The sequence below is a fragment of the Cupriavidus gilardii genome, from assembly GCF_013347325.1.
Classification (GTDB): Bacteria; Pseudomonadota; Gammaproteobacteria; order Burkholderiales; family Burkholderiaceae; genus Cupriavidus; species Cupriavidus gilardii.
The window spans coordinates 1,155,537-1,173,348 of record NZ_CP054626.1 but is presented as its reverse complement, the minus strand read 5'-3'; the positions used below and the strand labels follow the sequence as shown (position 1 = coordinate 1,173,348).

Annotated in this window: 18 protein-coding genes; 8 read left to right on the top strand and 10 right to left on the bottom strand. The window is 67.8% G+C overall.

The features are described 5' to 3' along the window. Positions 1–127 precede the first annotated feature (127 nt). The 5 genes from FOB47_RS15580 to FOB47_RS15560 all read left to right on the top strand — a co-directional run bounded on the left by FOB47_RS15580 (position 128) and on the right by FOB47_RS15560 (position 5,680). Positions 128–946, top strand: coding sequence for an inositol monophosphatase family protein (locus tag FOB47_RS15580; protein WP_064573223.1), 819 nt, complete (start codon positions 128–130; stop codon positions 944–946). A gap of 166 nt (positions 947–1,112) precedes the next feature. After that, positions 1,113–1,289 (top strand): type II toxin-antitoxin system HicA family toxin, encoded by a 177-nt coding sequence (locus tag FOB47_RS15575; protein WP_053821538.1) that lies wholly within the window; start codon positions 1,113–1,115, stop codon positions 1,287–1,289. A 39-nt stretch (positions 1,290–1,328) separates the two neighbouring features. After that, a complete protein-coding gene (locus tag FOB47_RS15570) occupies positions 1,329–1,745 on the top strand; it encodes a type II toxin-antitoxin system HicB family antitoxin (protein WP_174781486.1) in 417 nt (138 codons plus the stop codon). A 189-nt stretch (positions 1,746–1,934) separates the two neighbouring features. Then, positions 1,935–4,604, top strand: coding sequence for a DNA mismatch repair protein MutS (gene mutS, locus FOB47_RS15565; protein WP_082371422.1), 2,670 nt, complete (start codon positions 1,935–1,937; stop codon positions 4,602–4,604). Next, positions 4,601–5,680: a hypothetical protein gene (locus FOB47_RS15560; protein ID WP_174781485.1), complete on the top strand. Its 1,080-nt coding sequence runs from the start codon at positions 4,601–4,603 to the stop codon at positions 5,678–5,680. Before mutS ends, FOB47_RS15560 begins: the two co-directional genes overlap by 4 nt. Positions 5,681–5,755: 75 nt before the next feature. Here FOB47_RS15560 and FOB47_RS15555 read toward each other — a convergent pair whose 3' ends face one another. Beyond that, the gene (locus tag FOB47_RS15555) at positions 5,756–6,283 is read right to left on the bottom strand and encodes an FKBP-type peptidyl-prolyl cis-trans isomerase (RefSeq protein ID WP_006576455.1); all 528 of its coding nucleotides are present in this window, start codon (positions 6,281–6,283) and stop codon (positions 5,756–5,758) included. Between the two features lie 11 nt (positions 6,284–6,294). Between FOB47_RS15555 and FOB47_RS15550 the strand changes: the two genes are divergently transcribed. Together FOB47_RS15550 and FOB47_RS26170 are read left to right on the top strand one after the other, a co-directional pair. Then, complete coding sequence (locus FOB47_RS15550) at positions 6,295–7,503, top strand: cupin domain-containing protein (RefSeq protein ID WP_315904139.1); 1,209 nt, start codon at positions 6,295–6,297, stop codon at positions 7,501–7,503. A gap of 199 nt (positions 7,504–7,702) precedes the next feature. Then, positions 7,703–7,939: a hypothetical protein gene (locus FOB47_RS26170; RefSeq protein WP_043437644.1), complete on the top strand. Its 237-nt coding sequence runs from the start codon at positions 7,703–7,705 to the stop codon at positions 7,937–7,939. A gap of 103 nt (positions 7,940–8,042) precedes the next feature. On the opposite strand, the gene FOB47_RS15545 is transcribed toward FOB47_RS26170, so the two are convergent. The 8 genes from FOB47_RS15545 to FOB47_RS15510 all read right to left on the bottom strand — a co-directional run bounded on the left by FOB47_RS15545 (position 8,043) and on the right by FOB47_RS15510 (position 15,339). Then, positions 8,043–8,831 carry an MBL fold metallo-hydrolase gene (locus FOB47_RS15545; protein ID WP_053821531.1) on the bottom strand — a complete coding sequence of 263 codons (789 nt, stop codon included), beginning with the start codon at positions 8,829–8,831 and terminating at the stop codon, positions 8,043–8,045. A 76-nt stretch (positions 8,832–8,907) separates the two neighbouring features. Further along, complete coding sequence (gene bamC / locus FOB47_RS15540) at positions 8,908–10,143, bottom strand: outer membrane protein assembly factor BamC (protein ID WP_174781484.1); 1,236 nt, start codon at positions 10,141–10,143, stop codon at positions 8,908–8,910. A gap of 58 nt (positions 10,144–10,201) precedes the next feature. After that, the gene (gene dapA, locus FOB47_RS15535; RefSeq protein WP_174781483.1) at positions 10,202–11,086 is read right to left on the bottom strand and encodes a 4-hydroxy-tetrahydrodipicolinate synthase; all 885 of its coding nucleotides are present in this window, start codon (positions 11,084–11,086) and stop codon (positions 10,202–10,204) included. Between the two features lie 149 nt (positions 11,087–11,235). Further along, positions 11,236–11,838 (bottom strand): class I SAM-dependent methyltransferase, encoded by a 603-nt coding sequence (locus FOB47_RS15530; RefSeq protein WP_174781482.1) that lies wholly within the window; start codon positions 11,836–11,838, stop codon positions 11,236–11,238. Next, entirely contained in the window at positions 11,838–13,040 is a 1,203-nt protein-coding gene (locus FOB47_RS15525) for a tryptophan--tRNA ligase (RefSeq protein ID WP_174781481.1), read from the bottom strand. Before FOB47_RS15525 ends, FOB47_RS15530 begins: the two co-directional genes overlap by 1 nt. Before the next feature lie 26 nt (positions 13,041–13,066). Further along, on the bottom strand, positions 13,067–13,732 hold the full coding sequence (locus FOB47_RS15520; RefSeq protein WP_006579093.1) for a site-2 protease family protein: 666 nt from the start codon (positions 13,730–13,732) through the stop codon (positions 13,067–13,069). A 109-nt stretch (positions 13,733–13,841) separates the two neighbouring features. Beyond that, the gene (locus tag FOB47_RS15515; RefSeq protein ID WP_053821526.1) at positions 13,842–14,465 is read right to left on the bottom strand and encodes an L-threonylcarbamoyladenylate synthase; all 624 of its coding nucleotides are present in this window, start codon (positions 14,463–14,465) and stop codon (positions 13,842–13,844) included. A 16-nt stretch (positions 14,466–14,481) separates the two neighbouring features. Next, complete coding sequence (locus tag FOB47_RS15510; protein ID WP_053821525.1) at positions 14,482–15,339, bottom strand: 3',5'-nucleoside bisphosphate phosphatase; 858 nt, start codon at positions 15,337–15,339, stop codon at positions 14,482–14,484. Between the two features lie 200 nt (positions 15,340–15,539). On the opposite strand from FOB47_RS15510, the gene FOB47_RS15505 reads away from it, so the two are divergent. Continuing rightward, on the top strand, positions 15,540–16,634 hold the full coding sequence (locus tag FOB47_RS15505) for an NAD(P)/FAD-dependent oxidoreductase (RefSeq protein ID WP_174781480.1): 1,095 nt from the start codon (positions 15,540–15,542) through the stop codon (positions 16,632–16,634). Between the two features lie 47 nt (positions 16,635–16,681). Here FOB47_RS15505 and FOB47_RS15500 read toward each other — a convergent pair whose 3' ends face one another. Continuing rightward, positions 16,682–17,575: an alpha/beta fold hydrolase gene (locus tag FOB47_RS15500; RefSeq protein ID WP_174782450.1), complete on the bottom strand. Its 894-nt coding sequence runs from the start codon at positions 17,573–17,575 to the stop codon at positions 16,682–16,684. Between the last annotated feature and the right edge of the window lie 237 nt (positions 17,576–17,812).

Here is a 17,812-nt window from a genome sequence, read left to right as displayed (position 1 = left end):
TGATGCCGGCCAGCGCAGCCAGGGCCAGCGCGCCCGTTCTTCTACAATCCGTTGTGTTGTCCGCCGGGAGCCGCGCGCGCCATGTCGTCCGCAGCGCTGCCCGCTTTCCGGCGTCCTGGAGAGATTCATGCATCCGATGCTCAATATCGCCATCAAGGCCGCCCGCAAGGCCGGTTCCATCATCAACCGCGCGTCGATGGACGTGGATCTCCTGCGTGTTTCGCGCAAGCAGCACAACGATTTCGTCACCGAGGTCGACCGCGCCGCCGAGGCCGCGATCATCGAGATCATCCGCACCGCGTACCCGGAACACGGCATTCTAGCGGAAGAGTCCGGCCAGTCCTGGCGCGAGGGCGAGGAAGGCCACGAGTACACCTGGGTCATCGACCCGCTCGACGGCACCACCAATTTCATCCACGGCTTCCCGCAATACTGCGTGTCGATCGCCCAGCTGCACAAGGGTTCGCCGGTGCAGGCGGTGGTCTACGACCCGACCCGCGACGAACTGTTCACCGCGACCAAGGGCGCCGGCGCCTTCCTGAACAACCGCCGCATCCGCGTCAGCCGCCGCGACAAGCTGGCCGACTGCCTGATCGGCACCGGCTTCCCCTTCCGTGACCTGGACGGCCTCGAGGCCTATGTCGAAGTGTTTGCGCTGATGACGCAGAACTGCGCCGGCCTGCGCCGGCCCGGCGCCGCCGCGCTGGACCTGGCCTACGTCGCCTGCGGCCGGCTGGACGGCTTCTTCGAGACCGGCCTGAAGCCCTGGGACATGGCGGCCGGCATGCTGCTCATCACCGAAGCCGGCGGCCTGGTGGGCAACTACGCCGGCGAAGCGCGCCAGCTCGAACAGGGCGAGGTGCTGGCCGGCAACCCGAAGGCATTCGCGCAGATGGTGCGCCTGCTGACGCCGTACTCGCTGGACAACGGCGGGCCGGCGGCCTGAGGGGCGTGAAAGCAGCCGACGCCGCGCCCGCGGCGGTGTCCCGGCGGTGACCGATACGTGGTCGCACTGAAGTCGTTGGGCAATATACGCAAAATTGTTTATATTCACCAAAGGCGCATGACTGAATCCGGCTGACACTTCGCCTCCGTTCAAGGGCGGAGGCGAAGTGAAGCAGAGCGAGTTCAGACGCTGGCTAGGCCGGCAAGGCGCGACCTTCGCCGACGGCGGAAAGCACCTGAAGGTCTATCTCAACGGCCGACAGAGCACGATGCCGCGGCATCCCGGAAAGGAAATCGCCGAACGCACGCGCAAGGCCATCCTGAAGCAACTTGGATTGGCGTGAAGCCGGGCCGAATCGGTCAACCGCACAGGAGTACTCGACATGCTGCGCTACCCCGTCATCCTCACCGCCGACGACGATGGTGTGGCGGTCTCCTTCCCGGACATCCCCGAGGCATTGACCTGCGGTGACTCGCACGAAGAGGCCTTGCAGATGGCCACCGATGCCCTTGTGACGGCGATGGATTTCTATTTCGAGGATCGGCGGCCGGTGCCGATGCCCTCGGCTCCCGAGGTAGGGCAGGAACTGGTCGACCTGCCCGCGAGCCTGTCCGCAAAGGTCTTGCTGCTGAACGAAATGCTTTCGCAGAAGGTCAGCCAGTCGGAACTGGCACGGCGCTTGGATACCCGACCGCAGGAAGTCCAGCGCATCGTCAATCTCGATCACACGACCAAGATCGACACGATCGAGGCTGCCTTTCGGGCGCTCGGCAGGCGGATAGAACTGCGAATTACCTGAAGGGCCGAACACCGTCGGTCGCATCCCGTCGCGGCCACCATCTCGCCGAGTCACAGTTTTTCACCGAACTCCTCTCCGTTCCCGGCCGCAACGCGCAGTAAAATGCGCGTTTGCGTGCGACGCCCACGGCCTCGCGCACGCTCCGAACCCGGCCGCTGCCCGTCTGCAGCGGCCCGCCGAGAGGATTGCATGTCCGAAGACCTGCCAACTACCGCGGCCGCCAGCGCATCGGCTGGCACCGCGGAAAAACACACGCCAATGATGCAGCAGTATTTACGCATCAAGGCCGACCATCCGGACACCCTGCTCTTCTACCGGATGGGCGATTTCTACGAGCTGTTCCACGACGACGCCGAGAAGGCCGCGCGGCTGCTCGACATCACGCTGACCGCGCGCGGCAGCTCCAACGGCGTGCCGATCCGCATGGCCGGCATCCCCTTCCATTCGGTCGACCAATATCTGGCCAAGCTGGTCAAGCTGGGCGAGTCGGTGGCGATCTGCGAGCAGATCGGCGATCCGGCCACCAGCAAGGGACCGGTCGAGCGCAAGGTGGTCCGGATCGTCACGCCCGGCACGCTGACCGATGCGGCGCTGCTGCCGGACAAGGCCGATACCTTCCTGATGGCGGTGCACCAGCAGACCCTGCGGCGCGGCGTCAGCAAGACCGGGCTGGCCTGGCTCAATCTGGCCAGCGGCGAGCTGCGGCTGATGGAATGCGAGGCGGCACAACTGGCGCGCGAACTGGAACGGATCCGCCCCGCCGAGCTGCTGCACACCGATGGCATCGAGCTGCCGGCGCATCCGTGCGCGCGCACGCGCTTGCCCGAATGGCATTTCGACCAGGATGCCGGCGCTCGCCGGCTGCGCGAGCAGCTGGGCGTCGCCAGCCTGGATCCGTTCGGCTGCCGTCCGCTGGGCGCGGCGCTGGGCGCGGCCGGCGCGCTGCTGAACTATGCGGCGAGCACGCAGGGCCAGTCGCTGCGTCATGTGCAGGGCGTCACGGTCGAACACGAAACCGAATTCGTCGGCCTCGACACCGCCACGCGCCGCAATCTCGAGCTGACCGAGACGCTGCGCGGCGGCGAATCGCCGACGCTGTTCTCGTTGCTCGATACCTGCGCCACCGCCATGGGAAGCCGGCTGCTGCGCCATTGGCTGCACCATCCGTTGCGCGAGCGCGCGATTCCGCAGGCAAGGCAGCAGGCCATCGGCGCGCTGCTGGCACAGGACCTCGACACGCTGCGCGCGCGGCTGCGCCGGCTCGCCGACGTCGAGCGCATCACCGCCCGGCTGGCGCTGCTGAGCGCGCGTCCGCGCGACCTGTCGTCGCTGCGCGATACGCTGGCGGCGCTGCCCGACGTGCAGGCCTGCGTGACCCCGGACGACACCGCCCCTCTGCTGGCGCAGACACTGACCGAACTGGCGGTGCCGCGGGACTGCCTGGACCTGCTGTCGCGCGCGATCGCACCGGAGCCGTCGACGGCCGTGCGCGATGGCGGCGTGATCGCCCGCGGCTACGACGCCGAGCTCGACGAGCTGCGCGATATCTCCGAGAACTGCGGGCAGTTCCTGATCGATCTGGAAGCGCGCGAGCGCACGCGCACCGGCATCGCCAATCTGCGTGTCGAATACAACCGCGTGCACGGCTTCTATATCGAGGTCACCAACGGCCAGGCCGACAAGGTGCCCGACGACTATCGCCGGCGCCAGACGCTGAAGAACGCCGAGCGCTATATCACGCCGGAGCTGAAGGCCTTCGAGGACAAGGCGCTGTCGGCGCAGGACCGTGCGCTGGCGCGCGAGAAGCAGCTGTACGAAGCGCTGCTGCAACTGCTGCTGCCGCATATCGGCGAGCTGCGCCGGGTCGCGGCGGCGCTGTCGCGGCTGGACGTGCTGGCCGCGCTGGGCGAACGGGCGCGCACGCTCGACTGGTCGTGCCCGGAGCGTGTCGACGAGAATGTGATCGACATCGTGCAGGGCCGCCATCCGGTGGTAGAGGGTCAGCTGGCCGCGGAGTCGACGCCGTTCATCGCCAACGATTGCCAGCTGACCGAGGCGCGCAAGCTGCTGCTGATCACCGGCCCGAACATGGGCGGTAAATCGACCTTCATGCGGCAGACCGCGCTGATCGTGCTGCTGGCCTGCGTCGGTGCCTACGTGCCGGCCCGGCGCGCGACGGTCGGGCCGATCGACCGGATCTTCACGCGCATCGGCGCCGCCGACGACCTGGCCGGCGGCCGCTCGACCTTCATGGTCGAGATGACCGAAGCGGCCGCGATCCTGCACAACGCGACGCCGCACAGCCTGGTGCTGATGGACGAGATCGGCCGCGGCACGTCGACCTTCGATGGACTTGCGCTGGCCTGGGCGATCGCCCGCCATCTGCTGGCGCACAACCGCAGCCACACGCTGTTCGCCACGCACTATTTCGAGCTGACGCAGCTGCCGCAGGAGTTTCCGCAGGCGGCCAACGTGCATCTGTCCGCGGTCGAGCATGGCGACGGCATCGTCTTCCTGCACGCGGTGCAGGACGGCCCGGCCAGCCAGAGCTACGGCCTGCAGGTCGCGCAGCTCGCGGGCGTGCCGCAGCCGGTCATCCGCGCGGCGCGCAAGCATCTGGCCTGGCTCGAGCAGCAATCGACCGACGCCACGCCGACACCGCAGCTGGATCTGTTCGCGGCGCCGGCGGTGCCCGCGGCGGACGATGACGGCGACGATGGCTTCGCCGTTGCGCCCGCCAACGATGCGCTGAACGAGGCGATGCGCGACATCGATCCCGACAGCATGACGCCGCGGCAGGCGCTCGACGCCTTGTACCGACTGAAGGCGCTGGCCGAGGAATCCGGTCAGCCGGCATGACGATGGCAAGCGCGCGCCGCCGGGCCCTGTCGTGCCGACCGCTGCTGGCCTTCGCGATGGCGGCGGCGCTGCTGGGCGCGTGGTGCGCGCACAGTGCCGCCGCCGTGCAGCCGGTCGCCGCCAAGTCGCAGGCAGCCGGCGGCAAGGCCACCGACTCGCGCCCGGTCCGCATCGCGCTGATCGCCGACCTGCCCCAATGGCCGGATGCCGAGGCGCCGACGCAGCAGTTGCTGGACAACCTCGCGCAACGCAAGCTCGCCTTCGTGATCCATGCCGGCGGCATCAAGGGCGATACCGAGTCGTGCGCCGATGCGATGCTGGCTGGCCGGCTGGCATTGCTCGATCAGTCGCCGCTGCCGCTGGTCTACGTTCCCGGCGAGACCGACTGGGCCGAATGCGAGCAGGCGGTCAATGGCAGCTTCGATCCCGACGAGCGGCTGGCGCGGCTGCGCGAGCTGGCCTTTCCGGACGACGACTCGCTGGGCCAGCGCAAGCTTCGGTTGATCCGGCAATCGGATCAGGCCAAGTTCCGCAGCTATCGCGAGAACGTTCGGTGGAACGCGGGCAAGGTACTGCTGGTCGGCATGAACGTGCCCGACGACAACAACCACTATCGCACCGAGGCCGGCCGCAACGGCGAATTCGAGGATCGCCGCGAAGCCAACCGGCAATGGCTGGCGCGCGCGTTCTCGGTGGCCGAGCAGGAGTCGCTCGACGGCATCGTGCTGGTGATCCACGGCGACCCGCTGTTCGGCAACGGCTGGGAGAAGCGCGGCAAGCCGACGCTGCTCGACGGATTCCTGCGCCATCGCCAGCGCGACGGCTATCTCGAATTCAAGCGGCAGCTGCGCGAGCTGGTCAGCGACTATCGTGGGCAGGTGCTGCTGATCCACAGCAGCATCGGCGGCTTCGGCATCGATACGCCGCTGCGCGATGCCAAGGGCAGGACGATCCGCAGCTTCACGCGCGTCGCGTTGCCGGTGGGCTCGCCGAAGCAATGGACCGAACTGACGATCTCGCCCGATTCGCGTTCGCTGTTCTCGGTCGCGCTGCAGGACGGCGCGGGCAAGAACTAGCGCGGAAACCTCGTCCCCCGGAAAGCGAAAAAGCCGGCAATGCCGGCTTTTCCGTTCGATGGATCCATGCGTCGATCAGTGCAGCGTGCGCGGGCTGTCGTCGTCCTCGTCCTCGTCGACCACTTCGATGCCCGACGCGCCATGCGCGTGACCATGCTCGACTTCCTCGGCGGTCGCCTCGCGGACCTCGGAGACCTTCAGCCAGAAACGCAGCGCCATGCCGGCCAGCGGATGATTGCCGTCGAGCACCACCTTGTCCTCGGCGACATCGGTGACGGTATAGATCACCGAATCCTCTTCATCGCCGTCCTCGGGCACGCCTTCGAACTGCATGCCGACTTCGAGGGGCTCGGGAAAACGATCGCGCGGCTCGACCTTGACCAGTTCGGCGTCGTAGTCGCCGAAGGCATCCTCTGGCTCGAGCTGCAACTGCGTCTCGAAGCCTGCGGCATGACCGTCGAGTGCTTCCTCGATCTTGGGGAACGTGCCATCATAGCCGCCGTGCAAGTAGACCATCGGCTCATCCGATTCTTCGATCAGATTGCCCTGCGCATCCGACAGCTTGTACACCACGGACACAACCGTGTTCTTCGCGATTTTCAATTCTTCACTCCATGAACGATTCCGCATTATACGCGCAGGCCCTGCCCCGCGGCCCGGTGGATCCGGATGCGCCACTTCAGCTGCTCGGGGGCATGACGCCCGCCGCATTCATGCGTGATATCTGGCACCGCAAACCCCTGCTGGTTCGACAAGCCATCCCTGATATCGTGCCCCCAGTCTCGCGGGAAGCGCTTTTCGAGCTGGCCGACCGCGACGACGTCGAGTCGCGGCTGGTCACCCACTTCCGCAACCGCTGGAAACTGGCGCACGGCCCCTTTGCCGCCGACAATCTGCCATCGACCAAGGCGCGCCAATGGACGCTGCTGGTCCAGGGCGTGAACCTCCACAATAGCGCGGCGGCCGCGCTGATGGGGCAATTCCGCTTCATTCCCGATGCGCGCCTGGACGACGTGATGGTCAGCTATGCGACCGACGGCGGCGGTGTCGGCCCGCACTTCGACTCCTATGATGTGTTCCTGCTGCAAGTTTCGGGCCGGCGCCGCTGGCGGATCTCGTCGCAGGACCGGCTCGACCTGGTGCCGGACCTTCCTTTAAAGATACTGGCCGAATTCGAAGCGGAACAGGAGTTCGTGCTCGAGCCCGGCGACATGCTGTACCTGCCGCCGCAATACGCCCACGACGGCATCGCCGAGGGCGAGTGCATGACCTGCTCGATCGGTTTCCGCGCGCCGGCCTATCGCGAGCTGGCCGGGCATTTTCTGGCGTGGCTGTCGGAAACCGTGGAGGACAACGAGGCGTTGTCCGGGCGTTATGCCGATCCCGGTCAGGCAGCCACGTCGCGCCCCGCTCAACTGCCGGCGGATCTCGCGCGCGCCGTCGCGCAACGGCTGCAGGCGTTGCGCTGGTCCAATGACATGGTGTCCGAGTTTATCGGCACCCATCTGTCGGAACCGAAGCCCGGCGTGGAGTTCGCCGAGGTTCCGCAAATCGCCGCGGGAAAATACGCGAAACTGGCCAGAACGCACGGCATTGTGTTGGCGCCGGCTTCGATCGCGCTATACGACCGCAGCCATTTCTTCCTCAATGGCGAGGCATACGAGGTGCCGGGCGAGCTGGCCGGCTGGCTGCGCCGGCTGGCCGATCGGCGCCATTTGACCGCGGCCGAGGTCAACCAATGCGCCGACCTGCCGGAGCTGATGGAGACCTTTCACCATTGGACGCTGGAGGGCTGGCTGCAGCTGGCGCCGGCTGCGATGTAATAATGCGTAACAGTGTGGTCAGCAAATGACGCCGCTACACAAGCCGGGAAAACGTGGATATAATCGCCAGCTGGCTCGTACTGTGGACCAATGCAATTACGGCACCGGGGAGAGCCATTAAATTGAAGTTCACGAGCGATAATTACCGGTAATTATTCATCGCCTGTTTTTCTTTCTATTACAAGTTAAAGGACGAACAATGAAGAAGTCTCTCCTGATCGCTTCCCTGCTGGCTGCTGTTGCCGTGGCCGCTTGCGGCAAGAAGGAAGAAGCCGCTCCCGCAGCTGACACCGCTGCTCCGGCTGCTACCGCTCCGGCTACCGAAGCTTCGGCTCCGGCTGCTGACACCGCTGCTGCTCCGGCTGCCGACGCTTCGGCCCCGGCTGCTGACGCTTCGGCTCCGGCCGCTGACGCTTCGGCTGCAGAAGCCAAGTAAGCGTTCGCCCGAACGAAAAAACCGGCCTTCGGGCCGGTTTTTTTATGGGCGCTCGCCACGCCGGGATTCCACATCCAGCGCCTCGCGCTTTATCGCTTCCGATTCATCCCTTCACCGTCTGCCAGCCCAGCCCTTCGTACTGATCCGCAACCAGGATATCGTCGGCCACCGTGCCGAGCGCCGCGGCAAGCGCGCCAGTCGCCAGGGCCGGCGTATTGTTCTGCTGGCTCAGATGGGCCGCAACCACGCGGCCGAGGCCGCTGTGCGCGACGCGCGCGAGGATCGCCGCGGCCACCTCGTTGGCCAGATGGCCGAAGTCGCCACCAATGCGCCGTTTCAGCGAAGGCGGATACACCGAGTTGCGCAGCATCTCGCGGTCGTGATTGCACTCGAGCACCAGCGCATCGACGCCGGCCAGACGGGCCACCAGGTAAGGGGTCTCCATGCCCGCGTCGGTCAGCACGCCAAGCCGTGCATCGCCATCGGACAGCACGAACTGCACCGGCTCGCGCGCATCGTGGGGCACTGTGTAGGGCAATACCTGCAGATTGCCGATCTCGAACGCGTAGTCGGCGCCGATCACGCGCACATCGGCCTTGTCGGCGCCGCGCAGATGCGAGGTCGCCAGCCAGGTGCCGTGCGTGGTGAAGACCGGCAGCCGATGCCGCGCGGCGAAGGCGTAGGCCGAGCCGATATGGTCGCCGTGCTCGTGCGTGACCAGCACCGCATCGAGCCCGTCCGGGGTGACGCCAAGCCGCTCGAGCCGCCGCGCGGTCTCGCGCAGGCCGAAGCCGCAGTCGAGCAGCACGCGGGTCACGCTGGCGCCATCGCGGGATTCGATCAGCAGCGAATTGCCTTCGCTGCCGCTGCCGAGAAAGCCGAACCGCATCATCGCCGCGCCCGCCCCATGCCGGGGCGGACCGCGGCGGCGCGACGATCCGGCATCGCAGGTCCGCTCAACGCAGCGCTCAATGCAGCTGCTCGTCGAGCAGCGTCAGGATGCGCTTGGCGATCTCGGTCGACTCCGGCTGCCCGGCGTCGTTCAGCACGGTGACGGTGGTGCCCGAACCGCTGCCCTTCAGTGCCACGCGATACTTCTTGGCCTGGCGCGCGGCATCACCGCCGCTGCGCGTGAACAGCTTGGAGAAGAAGCCGCGGTTGTCGTTGACCGTGTCGCGGGTATCGACATAGCGGACGTAGTACAGGCCCTGGCCGCGGTCGCGGTCTTCGACCGTGAAGTTGACGCGGTCCAGCGCGAGGCCGACCGAGCGCCAGGCGCGGTCGAACGGCTCGGGCAGCTGCAGCGCCTGGGCGCCGTTGATCTGCGTCAGATAGGTTGCGGAAGCGGCGGCCGCCGCGGTCTTGCCGGCGCCGGCATCGGCCGGTGCGGCCGGCCTGGCGGCGCCCGCCGGCGCGGGCAGCGTGCCGTTCTTGGCCATGCGGTCGGCCTGTTCCTTCTGCACGCCCAGGCGCTGTGCCAGGCGCGACAGGAATTCGGCTTCCAGCTCCGGATCGGCGGCGCGCGGCGTCCACACCGTCTGCGACTTGTCCAGGCCGGTCAGCTCTTCCTTGGCGCCGCGATGGCTGATGAAGACTTCCAGGTTGCCGTTCTGGCCCTTCTCGAGGCGGGTGCGGAACTTGTCGCGCTCCGACGTCGAATACAGGCTGTCGAAGACCTTGCCGATGGTGTTGCGGATGAAGTCCTGCGGAATCTTGGCGCGGTTCTCGGCCCAGTCGGTTTCCATGATGCCGGTCTCGGGCGAGTCCTGCACCAGCAGGAAGCCGTTCTCCTGCCAGAATTCGCGCATGGTCTGCCACAGCTGGTCCGGCGCCATGCCGTTGCTGATGACGAGCCAGCGCTGGTTGCCGTCGCGTTCGACGCGGATGCCTTCCGCCGACGGCAGCACGTTGGTGCCGGCGACCTTGGGCTGGGTGCTGGTGGCCTGCTGGTAGCCGGACAACGTCGCACCGGCCTGCTCGGGGACCGAATAGCGGCGATCGCCGTCGAGCTTGGTCAGGTCCGGCGGCACCTCGAGCGTCGAGGTCCGCTTGGCCGCGGCGGCCGATTTGTAGTCGATCTTGTCGGCCTGCATCATGTCGTTGACGGTGCTGCAGCCAGCGATCATGCCGGCGGCGAGCAGCGGCAAGACCAGGGCGGCACGGCGGCCTTGCGGCACGCCGTGGCGGTTAAGCTTGAGTTTCATTGACACGCAATCCTAGTGAAGGGAATGACCGCTTGGCGCGAAAGAAAAATCGGAACGATCAGGCGAGCAGCCCGGCGCCGGCCAGCGCGCGGCGCACGGTCTCGTGGTGGTCGGGCGACAGCGGCGTCAGCGGCAGGCGGATGCCGCCGGCCATCTTGCCCATCTGCTGCAGCGCCCACTTGACGGGGATCGGGTTGGCCTCGATGAACAGCGCCTTGTTCAGGGCGATCAATTCCATATGGAGGCGGCGCGCGGTGATCGCATCGCCCTGGAGCGCGGCGACGCACAGCTCGTGCATCTTGCGCGGCGCCACGTTGGCGGTCACCGAGATATTGCCGTGGCCGCCCAGCAGCATCAGCGCCACCGCGGTGGGATCGTCGCCGCTGTAGATCGCGAAGCCTTCCGGCGCGTCCTTGATCAGCTGGGCCGCGCGGTCGATATTGCCGGTGGCCTCCTTGACGCCGACGATGCCGGGCACCTGGGCCAGGCGCAGGATGGTGTCGTTGCTCAGGTCCGCGACGGTACGTCCCGGCACGTTGTACAGCAGCACCGGCAGGTCGACCGCTTCCGCGATCGTGCGGAAATGCCGGACCATCCCTTCCTGCGTCGGCTTGTTGTAGTACGGCACGACCTGCAGCGACGCATCGGCGCCCACCCGCTTGGCGAAGGCGGTCAGTTCGATCGCCTCGCGCGTCGAGTTGCCGCCGGTCCCGGCGATGATGGGGATGCGCCTGGCGGCCTGCTCGACCGCGACCCGGATCAGCTCGCAATGCTCCTCGACCGACACGGTGGGCGATTCCCCTGTGGTACCGACGATCACGATGCCGTCGGTGCCTTCGGCGACGTGCCAGTCGATCAGGCTGCGCAGCGCGGCGTAATCCAGGCTGCCATCCTCCTGCATCGGCGTCACGATGGCGACGATGCTGCCGGTAATCTGTGTCATAGCTCGTATGGTTTTCGAGATTTCGAATAGCGGGATTGTACCGGATACGAATTGGCCGCCGAAGCACACCGGCAAGCCCGGCCTACCCGGGCAAACACCAAGTGGATCAACGCATCGTCCCGCTGTTGCGCCGACATCGCGCCGCGCGGTCAGCCGTCCAGGCGATAGCGTGGCGGGGCCGCCGCTCCAGCGCCGTCCACTGCCTCGCGCACGGCGCACATCCGCTGTACGAACGCCGTCCGGGGCACTTCGATCACGCCGTCTTCGTAGGCGATCACCCGCAGGCGGTTACGCACCGCATCGAGCAATTCGCCGGGCCGCAACAGGAAATCGGGGTTGGACGGCTTGCCGACCGTCTCGTTCCCCGCTGCGAACGTCTCGTAGACCAGCACGCCGCCGGGCGCCAGCGCATCGAGCAGATGCGGCCACAGCGGGCGATGCAGATAGTTGGTGACGATCACCGCGTCGAACGGGGCCTCGTCGCCGAGCGGCCAGACGCCCTGCTCCAGGTCGACCTGGCGGGTGCGGACGGCCGGCGGCAGGCCGGCCAGCGCGGCGCCATCGCGATCGACGCCGAGCACCGCGAAGCCGCGCTCGGCCAGCCAGCGCGCATGGCGCCCGCTGCCGCAGGCCAGATCCAGCACGCGGCCGCCGGCGCGCAGCAACGGCGTCCAGCGCACCACCCACGGCGACGGCTCGCCGATCGCGGCATGCGGCGCACCGGCAGCGGGGGACGGCGGCAACGAGCCCATCAGCGGTATCCCAGCCCCATGGCCTCGCGCACCTCGCGCATGGTTTCCTGCGCGACCGTGCTGGCCCTGGCGCAGCCATGGTCGACGATGTCGCGCAGCAGGGCCGGATTGTCCATGTACGGCTGCGCGCGCTCGAGCATCGGCTGCTGCTCGCGCAGGATGCCCTCGATCACCGGCTGCTTGCATTCGATGCAGCCGATGCCGGCGCTGCGGCAGCCCTTGAGCACCCACTCCTTGGTCGGTTCGTCGGAATACACCTGGTGCAGCTGCCATACCGGGCAGCGCGCCGGCTCGCCCGGATCGGTGCGGCGCACGCGCGCCGGGTCGGTCGGCATCGTGCGGACCTTCTTCTCGACCGAGTCCTTGTCCTCGCGCATGCGGATCGTGTTGCCGTAGGACTTCGACATCTTCTGGCCATCGAGCCCGGGCATCCGCGAGGCGGCCGTCAGCAGCGCCTGCGGCTCGACCAGGATGGTCTTGCGCGATCCGGCCAGATAGCCCAGCAGCAGTTCGCGATCGTCATTGGACAGGCTCTGCGATTGCGCGACCAGCGCGCGGCCCTCTTCCAGCGCGCTGTCGGTGCCCTGCTCCTGGAAGGTCTTGCGCAGGTCGAGGAACACGCGGGTACGCTTGCCGCCGAGCTTCTTCGCGGCCTCCTGCGCCTTCTCCTCGAAGCCCGGCTGGCGGCCATACAGGAAGTTGAAGCGGCGCGCGATCTCGCGCGTGATCTCGACGTGCGGCACCTGGTCCTCGCCCACCGGCACCTTGTCGGCGCGATAGATCAGGATGTCGGCCGCCTGCAGCAGCGGATAGCCGAGGAAGCCGTAGGTCGCCAGGTCCTTGTCCTTGAGCTTCTCGATCTGGTCCTTGTAGGTCGGCACGCGTTCCAGCCAGCCCAGCGGCGTGCCCATCGACAGCAGCGTGAACAGCTCGGCGTGCTCGGGCACGCGGCTCTGGATGAACAGCGTCGCCTGCTCCGGATCGACGCCGGCGGCCAGCCAGTCGGTCAGCATCTCCCAGACCGATTGGCCGATCACCTCGGGCGACTCGTAGTGCGTCGTCAGCGCGTGCCAGTCGGCCACGAAGAAGAAGCACGGGTGCTCCGACTGCAGCTTGACCCAGTTTTTCAGCACGCCATGGTAGTGGCCAAGATGCAGCGCGCCGGTAGGCCGCATGCCGGAGAGAACGCGATCGGGGAACATGTCGTTGTAATCAGTCTTTCAGGAAATCATTGCACCAGTGCCAGGATCGGCGCGAGCAGCAGTTGAACCAGCGAGCCGAGCAGGCTCATCACCGGCTGCATCCAGACCCGCGTGATCACGCCGGCGGCGACCAGCGCCAGCACGACGAAGATGCCGTACGGCTCGATCTTCGACAGCGCGTACGCCATCCGTTGCGGCAGCAAGGCGCTGAGCACGCGCCCGCCATCGAGCGGGGGTATCGGAAACAGGTTGAACGCCGCCACGACCAGGTTGACCAGCACGCCGGCGCGCGCCATCTGCGCGAAGAACGGCTCGTCGACCTGCGCGAGCACCAGGCCCAGCGCGATCAGCGCCCAGGCGAAGGCCTGCACCAGGTTCGCGCCCGGGCCGGCCAGCGCCACCCACATGCTGTGCCAGCGCGGATTGCGCAGCCGGCCGAAGGCGACCGGCACCGGCTTGGCGTAGCCGAACACGAACTGGCCGCTGGTGACCAGATACAGCAGCAGCGGCACGGCGATCGTGCCGATCGGATCGATATGGCGGACCGGGTTCAGGCTGACCCGGCCGAGGATATAGGCGGTGTTGTCGCCGAAATGCTTGGCCACATAGCCATGCGCGGCCTCGTGCAGCGTGATGGCAAACAGCACGGGCAGCGCGTAGACCGCGAAGGTCTGAATCAGAGAGGCGTCCATGGGGCGCTATTGTAACGGCGGGCACCGGATGCCACGCCGTTTCGTGAGACGCGCGAGACGCGTGGGGCGCGTGGGGTGGCTCGGGCCGGCCAGCGGCAGGACGCCGCGCTCACAGACCGAAGCGCGCGACATCGCCGCGCCCGGCGCGCACCAGCACCGGTTCGCCGCTGGTCAGGTCGATCACCGTACAGGCATGCGCGGGCGCGGTGCCGCCGCAGATCACCAGGTCCAGCTGCTTCTGCAGGCGCTCGCGGATCTCCAGCGGTTCGTCCAGCGGCGCGGCATCGCCGGGCAGCTGCAAGGTCGAGCTGATCATCGGCTGGCCCAGTTCGTTGAGCAGCGCCTGCGGAATGGCATGGTCGGGCACGCGCACGCCGATGGTCTTGCGGGCCGGATGCGAAAGCCGCCGCGGCACCTCCTTGGTGGCCTCGAGGATGAACACATAGGGCCCCGGCGTGGCGCCCTTGATCCAGCGGTACTGGCGATTGTCGACCCGGGCAAAGTTGCCGAGCTCGGACAGGTCGCGGCACATCAGCGTCAGATGGTGCTTGTCGTCGATGCCGCGCAGCCGGCGCAGGCGCTCGACCGCCGCCTTGTCGTCGAGCCGGCAGGCCAGCGCGTAGCTCGAATCGGTCGGCAGCGCGATCAGCCCGCCCTTGCCGACGATCTGCGCGGCCTGCTTGATCAGCCGCGATTGCGGATCGAGCGGATGGATATCGAAGTACTGCGACATGGCGCGCTCCGGCGGCTTACCAGTCGTGCCAGACCGGCGTCAGCGACGACGGCAGCGGCGGCAGCGTGCCGATCTCGACGCGTCCCTCGCCCGGCCCGTGGAAGTCGGAGCCGCGCGAGGCGAGCAGCCCGTAGTGCCGCGCGACGTCGGCATAGCGGCGGTACTGGTCCGGCGTGTGGCTGCCGGTCACGACCTCGACGGCCCCGCCGCCAAGCGCGGTGAACTCGTCGAACAGCGCGTCGTGCTGCGTATCGGTGTAGTCGTAGCGGCCGGGATGCGCCATCACGGCAATGCCGCCGGCGGCGCGGATCCATTTGACCGCCTCGCCGAGCGTGGCCCAGCGATGGCCGACATAGCCGGGCCGCCCTTCGGTCAGATAGCGGTCGAACACCTCGGAGATACTGCCGCAGATGCCCTCGTCGACCATCCAGCGGGCAAAGTGCGTGCGCGAGATCAGGTCCGGGTTGCCGACATAGCGCAGCGCCCCTTCGTAGGCGCCCTCGATGCCGACCGCGCGCAGCGCCTCGCCGATGTCCTGCGCGCGGCGCGCACGGCCCGAGCGCGTCGCGGTCAGGCCGTCGATCAGTTCGGGGCACAGCGGATCGATCTGCAGGCCGACGATGTGCACCGTCTGGCCGGCCCAGGTCACCGAGATCTCGACGCCGGGCACATAGCGCATGCCCAGCGCCTCGGCGGTCTCGCGCGCGATCAGCTGGCCGCCCAGTTCGTCATGGTCGGTCAACGACCAGATTTCGACGCCGTTGGCATGCGCCCGCTCGGCGACGACCGCGGGCGGCAGCGTGCCGTCCGAGATGGTCGAGTGGCAATGCAGGTCGGCGTTGATGGCGTGGGAGGCGGCGTGGGAAGCGTGCATTCCGTCATTCTACTCCCGCGCCTTCGCGGTCAGCAGGGCCGGGGCGCGGTGGCCCGCGCAGGGCGGTGCCGCGCCGCGCAAAGCCATGCCGGCAACGCTGGCGTAGCCGGAAGCGCGGCGGGGCCGGGGTATAGTGGACGCCTCCCCAGTCTCTTCGCGGGCGTGCCGCCCTGGCGCACGCCGACCGCAACGATCCGATCATGCAGAACTCCCATCCGGCCTCCCCCACCCACGACGCTTCCTCCCTCGCTGCAACGAACGCCGAGCCAGTCCGCACCGACGTGCTGATCGTCGGCGCCGGCCCGGTCGGCCTGTTCGCCGCCTTCCAGGCCAGGGTGCTGGGCCTGCAATGCGAGATCGTCGATGTGCTGGACCGCGCCGGCGGCCAGTGCACCGAGCTCTATCCCGAGAAGCCGATCTACGACATCCCGGCCGTGCCGGGCTGCCTGGCCCAGGAACTGGTCGACCGGCTGCTGGAACAGTGCGCGCCGTTCGCCGTGCCGATGCACTTCGGCCAGCGTGCCGAGAGCGTGCAGGAGCTGCCGGGCGAGCCGCAGCGGCTGCGGGTCGCCACCGATGCCGGCAAGCGTTTCGACGTCGCCGCGGTGCTGATCTGCGCCGGCGCCGGCGCCTTCGCCCCGCAGCGGGTGTCGCTGCCCGAAGCCGCGGCGCTGGAAGGCCGCCACCTGCACTATGCGGTGCGCGACGTGTCGCGCTTTGCCGGCAAGCGCGTGATTGTCGCCGGCGGCGGCGATTCGGCGCTGGACTGGGCGCTGGCGCTGCGCAAGGTCGCCGCGCGGGTCACGCTGCTGCATCGGCGCGAGGGCTTCCGCGCGGCCGACCATACCGTGGCCGAGATGCGCGCCGCGGTGGCGGCCGGCGAGATGGAGTTCGTCGTCGGCATGCTGGGCGCGCTGCAGACCGAGGGCGACACGCTGGTCGCGGCGCAGGTACGCACGCGCGAGGACACGCTGACGCTGCCGGCCGACGAACTGGTCGCGCTGTACGGCCTGGTGTCCGAACCGGGTCCGATCGCGCATTGGGACCTCGACATGCGCGCCGGCCGCATCCTGGTCGATACGATCACCTACGAAAGCTCGCGCCGCGGCATCTTCGCCGCCGGCGACATCGCGTTCTATCCGAACAAGCAGAAGCTGATCCTGTCGGGCTTCCACGAGGCCGCGCTGGCGTTGCGCCGCGCCTATCACTATGCCTTCCCCGACAAGGCACTGGTCCACGTGCACACCAGCAACAACGCCGCGCTGAAGGAGGCGCTGACGCACGGCACCGATTGAGGCAGGCAGGCCCCGGGCCCCTCGGACCCTGGGGCCTGGCGCGCAGGTCAGCCGCAGAACGACTCGATCAGCGCCGCGACCGCCTCGGGCTGGTCGTGGTGCAGCATGTGGCCGGCGTCGTCGACGATCACCTCGCGGAAATCGCGGAACGCGGCGAAGCGCTGCTTGAATTCCGCGATGCTCTGCTTGTGGGCGATATGGCGCAGCGTCTCCGAGTCGCGCGCCTCGACATGCAGCACCGGCGCCGTCGCGGCGGCCCAGATCGCCATCGCCTCGTCCACGCGATACAGCACCGGGTTGATCATCTTGTGCGCGGGGTCGCCGAGGATTTCCCAGCGGCCCGCTTCGTTGCGCCGCGACCAGTGTTCGGCCAGAAACGCCGCGCGGTCGTCGCGCAGCCGCGGATTGGTCTTCTTCAGCCTCGCCGCGACCGCCTCGACGCTGTCGTAGGTCTTCAGCGTCGGCGGATCGCGCAATTCGTCGAGCCAGCGGGCATACCGCCGCGGCGCCTGCTCCGGCCGCGTGGCGGTCATGCCGAAACCTTCCAGGTCCACCACGCGGCGCACCCGCTCCGGACGCACGCCGGCGTAGAAGCACGCGATATTCGCGCCCATGCTGTGGCCGACCAGGTCGACCGCGCCGTCGGGCTGATAGTGGTCGAGCAGGACTTCGAGGTCGGCCAGATAGTCGGGAAACCAGTACGAGTTCGTGCCCGGATGGCCGGTCGGCCAGCCGCTGCGGCCGAAGCCGCGCCAGTCCGGCGCGATCGCATGCCAGCGGCCGCGCAGCGCATCGACCAGGAACTGGAACGAGGCGGCCACGTCCATCCAGCCATGCAGCAGGAACAGCTTCGGCGCGCCCGGTTCGCCCCAGTGGCGCACGTGGTAATCGAGGCCACGCACCGTGATACATTCGGAGCGCGATGTGTCGCGGATCGTCATGGTCTGCCCTGTCTGCCTGTCGGCTGTGTGGTGTGGTTGCGGATGGCTCGGTCTGTCGCGATGGTTGTCGCGATCGCCGATGCGATCGTCGATGCCATCGTCGATGGCGATGGTTGCCATTCCGGAAGGCGAGAAAATCGAACGCTCGTTCGATTTATCGCGATTGTAGCCACAAGCGTGTCCGCGACGCCAGCCAGCATGCCAACCGGTTCCGTGGCGCACGACGCCACGGGCACA

Bases quoted from the DNA above. Each gene is read 5' to 3' on its own strand.
- FOB47_RS15580 (WP_064573223.1), top strand. From the start codon at position 128: ATGCATCCGATGCTCAATATCGCCATCAAGGCCGCCCGCAAGGCCGGT.
- FOB47_RS15570 (WP_174781486.1), top strand. From the start codon at position 1,329: ATGCTGCGCTACCCCGTCATCCTCACCGCCGACGACGATGGTGTGGCG.
- mutS (WP_082371422.1), top strand. From the start codon at position 1,935: ATGTCCGAAGACCTGCCAACTACCGCGGCCGCCAGCGCATCGGCTGGC.
- FOB47_RS15560 (WP_174781485.1), top strand. From the start codon at position 4,601: ATGACGATGGCAAGCGCGCGCCGCCGGGCCCTGTCGTGCCGACCGCTG.
- FOB47_RS15550 (WP_315904139.1), top strand. From the start codon at position 6,295: ATGAACGATTCCGCATTATACGCGCAGGCCCTGCCCCGCGGCCCGGTG.
- FOB47_RS26170 (WP_043437644.1), top strand. From the start codon at position 7,703: ATGAAGAAGTCTCTCCTGATCGCTTCCCTGCTGGCTGCTGTTGCCGTG.
- FOB47_RS15545 (WP_053821531.1), bottom strand. From the start codon at position 8,831: ATGATGCGGTTCGGCTTTCTCGGCAGCGGCAGCGAAGGCAATTCGCTG.
- bamC (WP_174781484.1), bottom strand. From the start codon at position 10,143: ATGAAACTCAAGCTTAACCGCCACGGCGTGCCGCAAGGCCGCCGTGCC.
- dapA (WP_174781483.1), bottom strand. From the start codon at position 11,086: ATGACACAGATTACCGGCAGCATCGTCGCCATCGTGACGCCGATGCAG.
- FOB47_RS15530 (WP_174781482.1), bottom strand. From the start codon at position 11,838: ATGGGCTCGTTGCCGCCGTCCCCCGCTGCCGGTGCGCCGCATGCCGCG.
- FOB47_RS15525 (WP_174781481.1), bottom strand. From the start codon at position 13,040: ATGTTCCCCGATCGCGTTCTCTCCGGCATGCGGCCTACCGGCGCGCTG.
- FOB47_RS15520 (WP_006579093.1), bottom strand. From the start codon at position 13,732: ATGGACGCCTCTCTGATTCAGACCTTCGCGGTCTACGCGCTGCCCGTG.
- FOB47_RS15515 (WP_053821526.1), bottom strand. From the start codon at position 14,465: ATGTCGCAGTACTTCGATATCCATCCGCTCGATCCGCAATCGCGGCTG.
- FOB47_RS15510 (WP_053821525.1), bottom strand. From the start codon at position 15,339: ATGCACGCTTCCCACGCCGCCTCCCACGCCATCAACGCCGACCTGCAT.
- FOB47_RS15505 (WP_174781480.1), top strand. From the start codon at position 15,540: ATGCAGAACTCCCATCCGGCCTCCCCCACCCACGACGCTTCCTCCCTC.
- FOB47_RS15500 (WP_174782450.1), bottom strand. From the start codon at position 17,575: ATGACGATCCGCGACACATCGCGCTCCGAATGTATCACGGTGCGTGGC.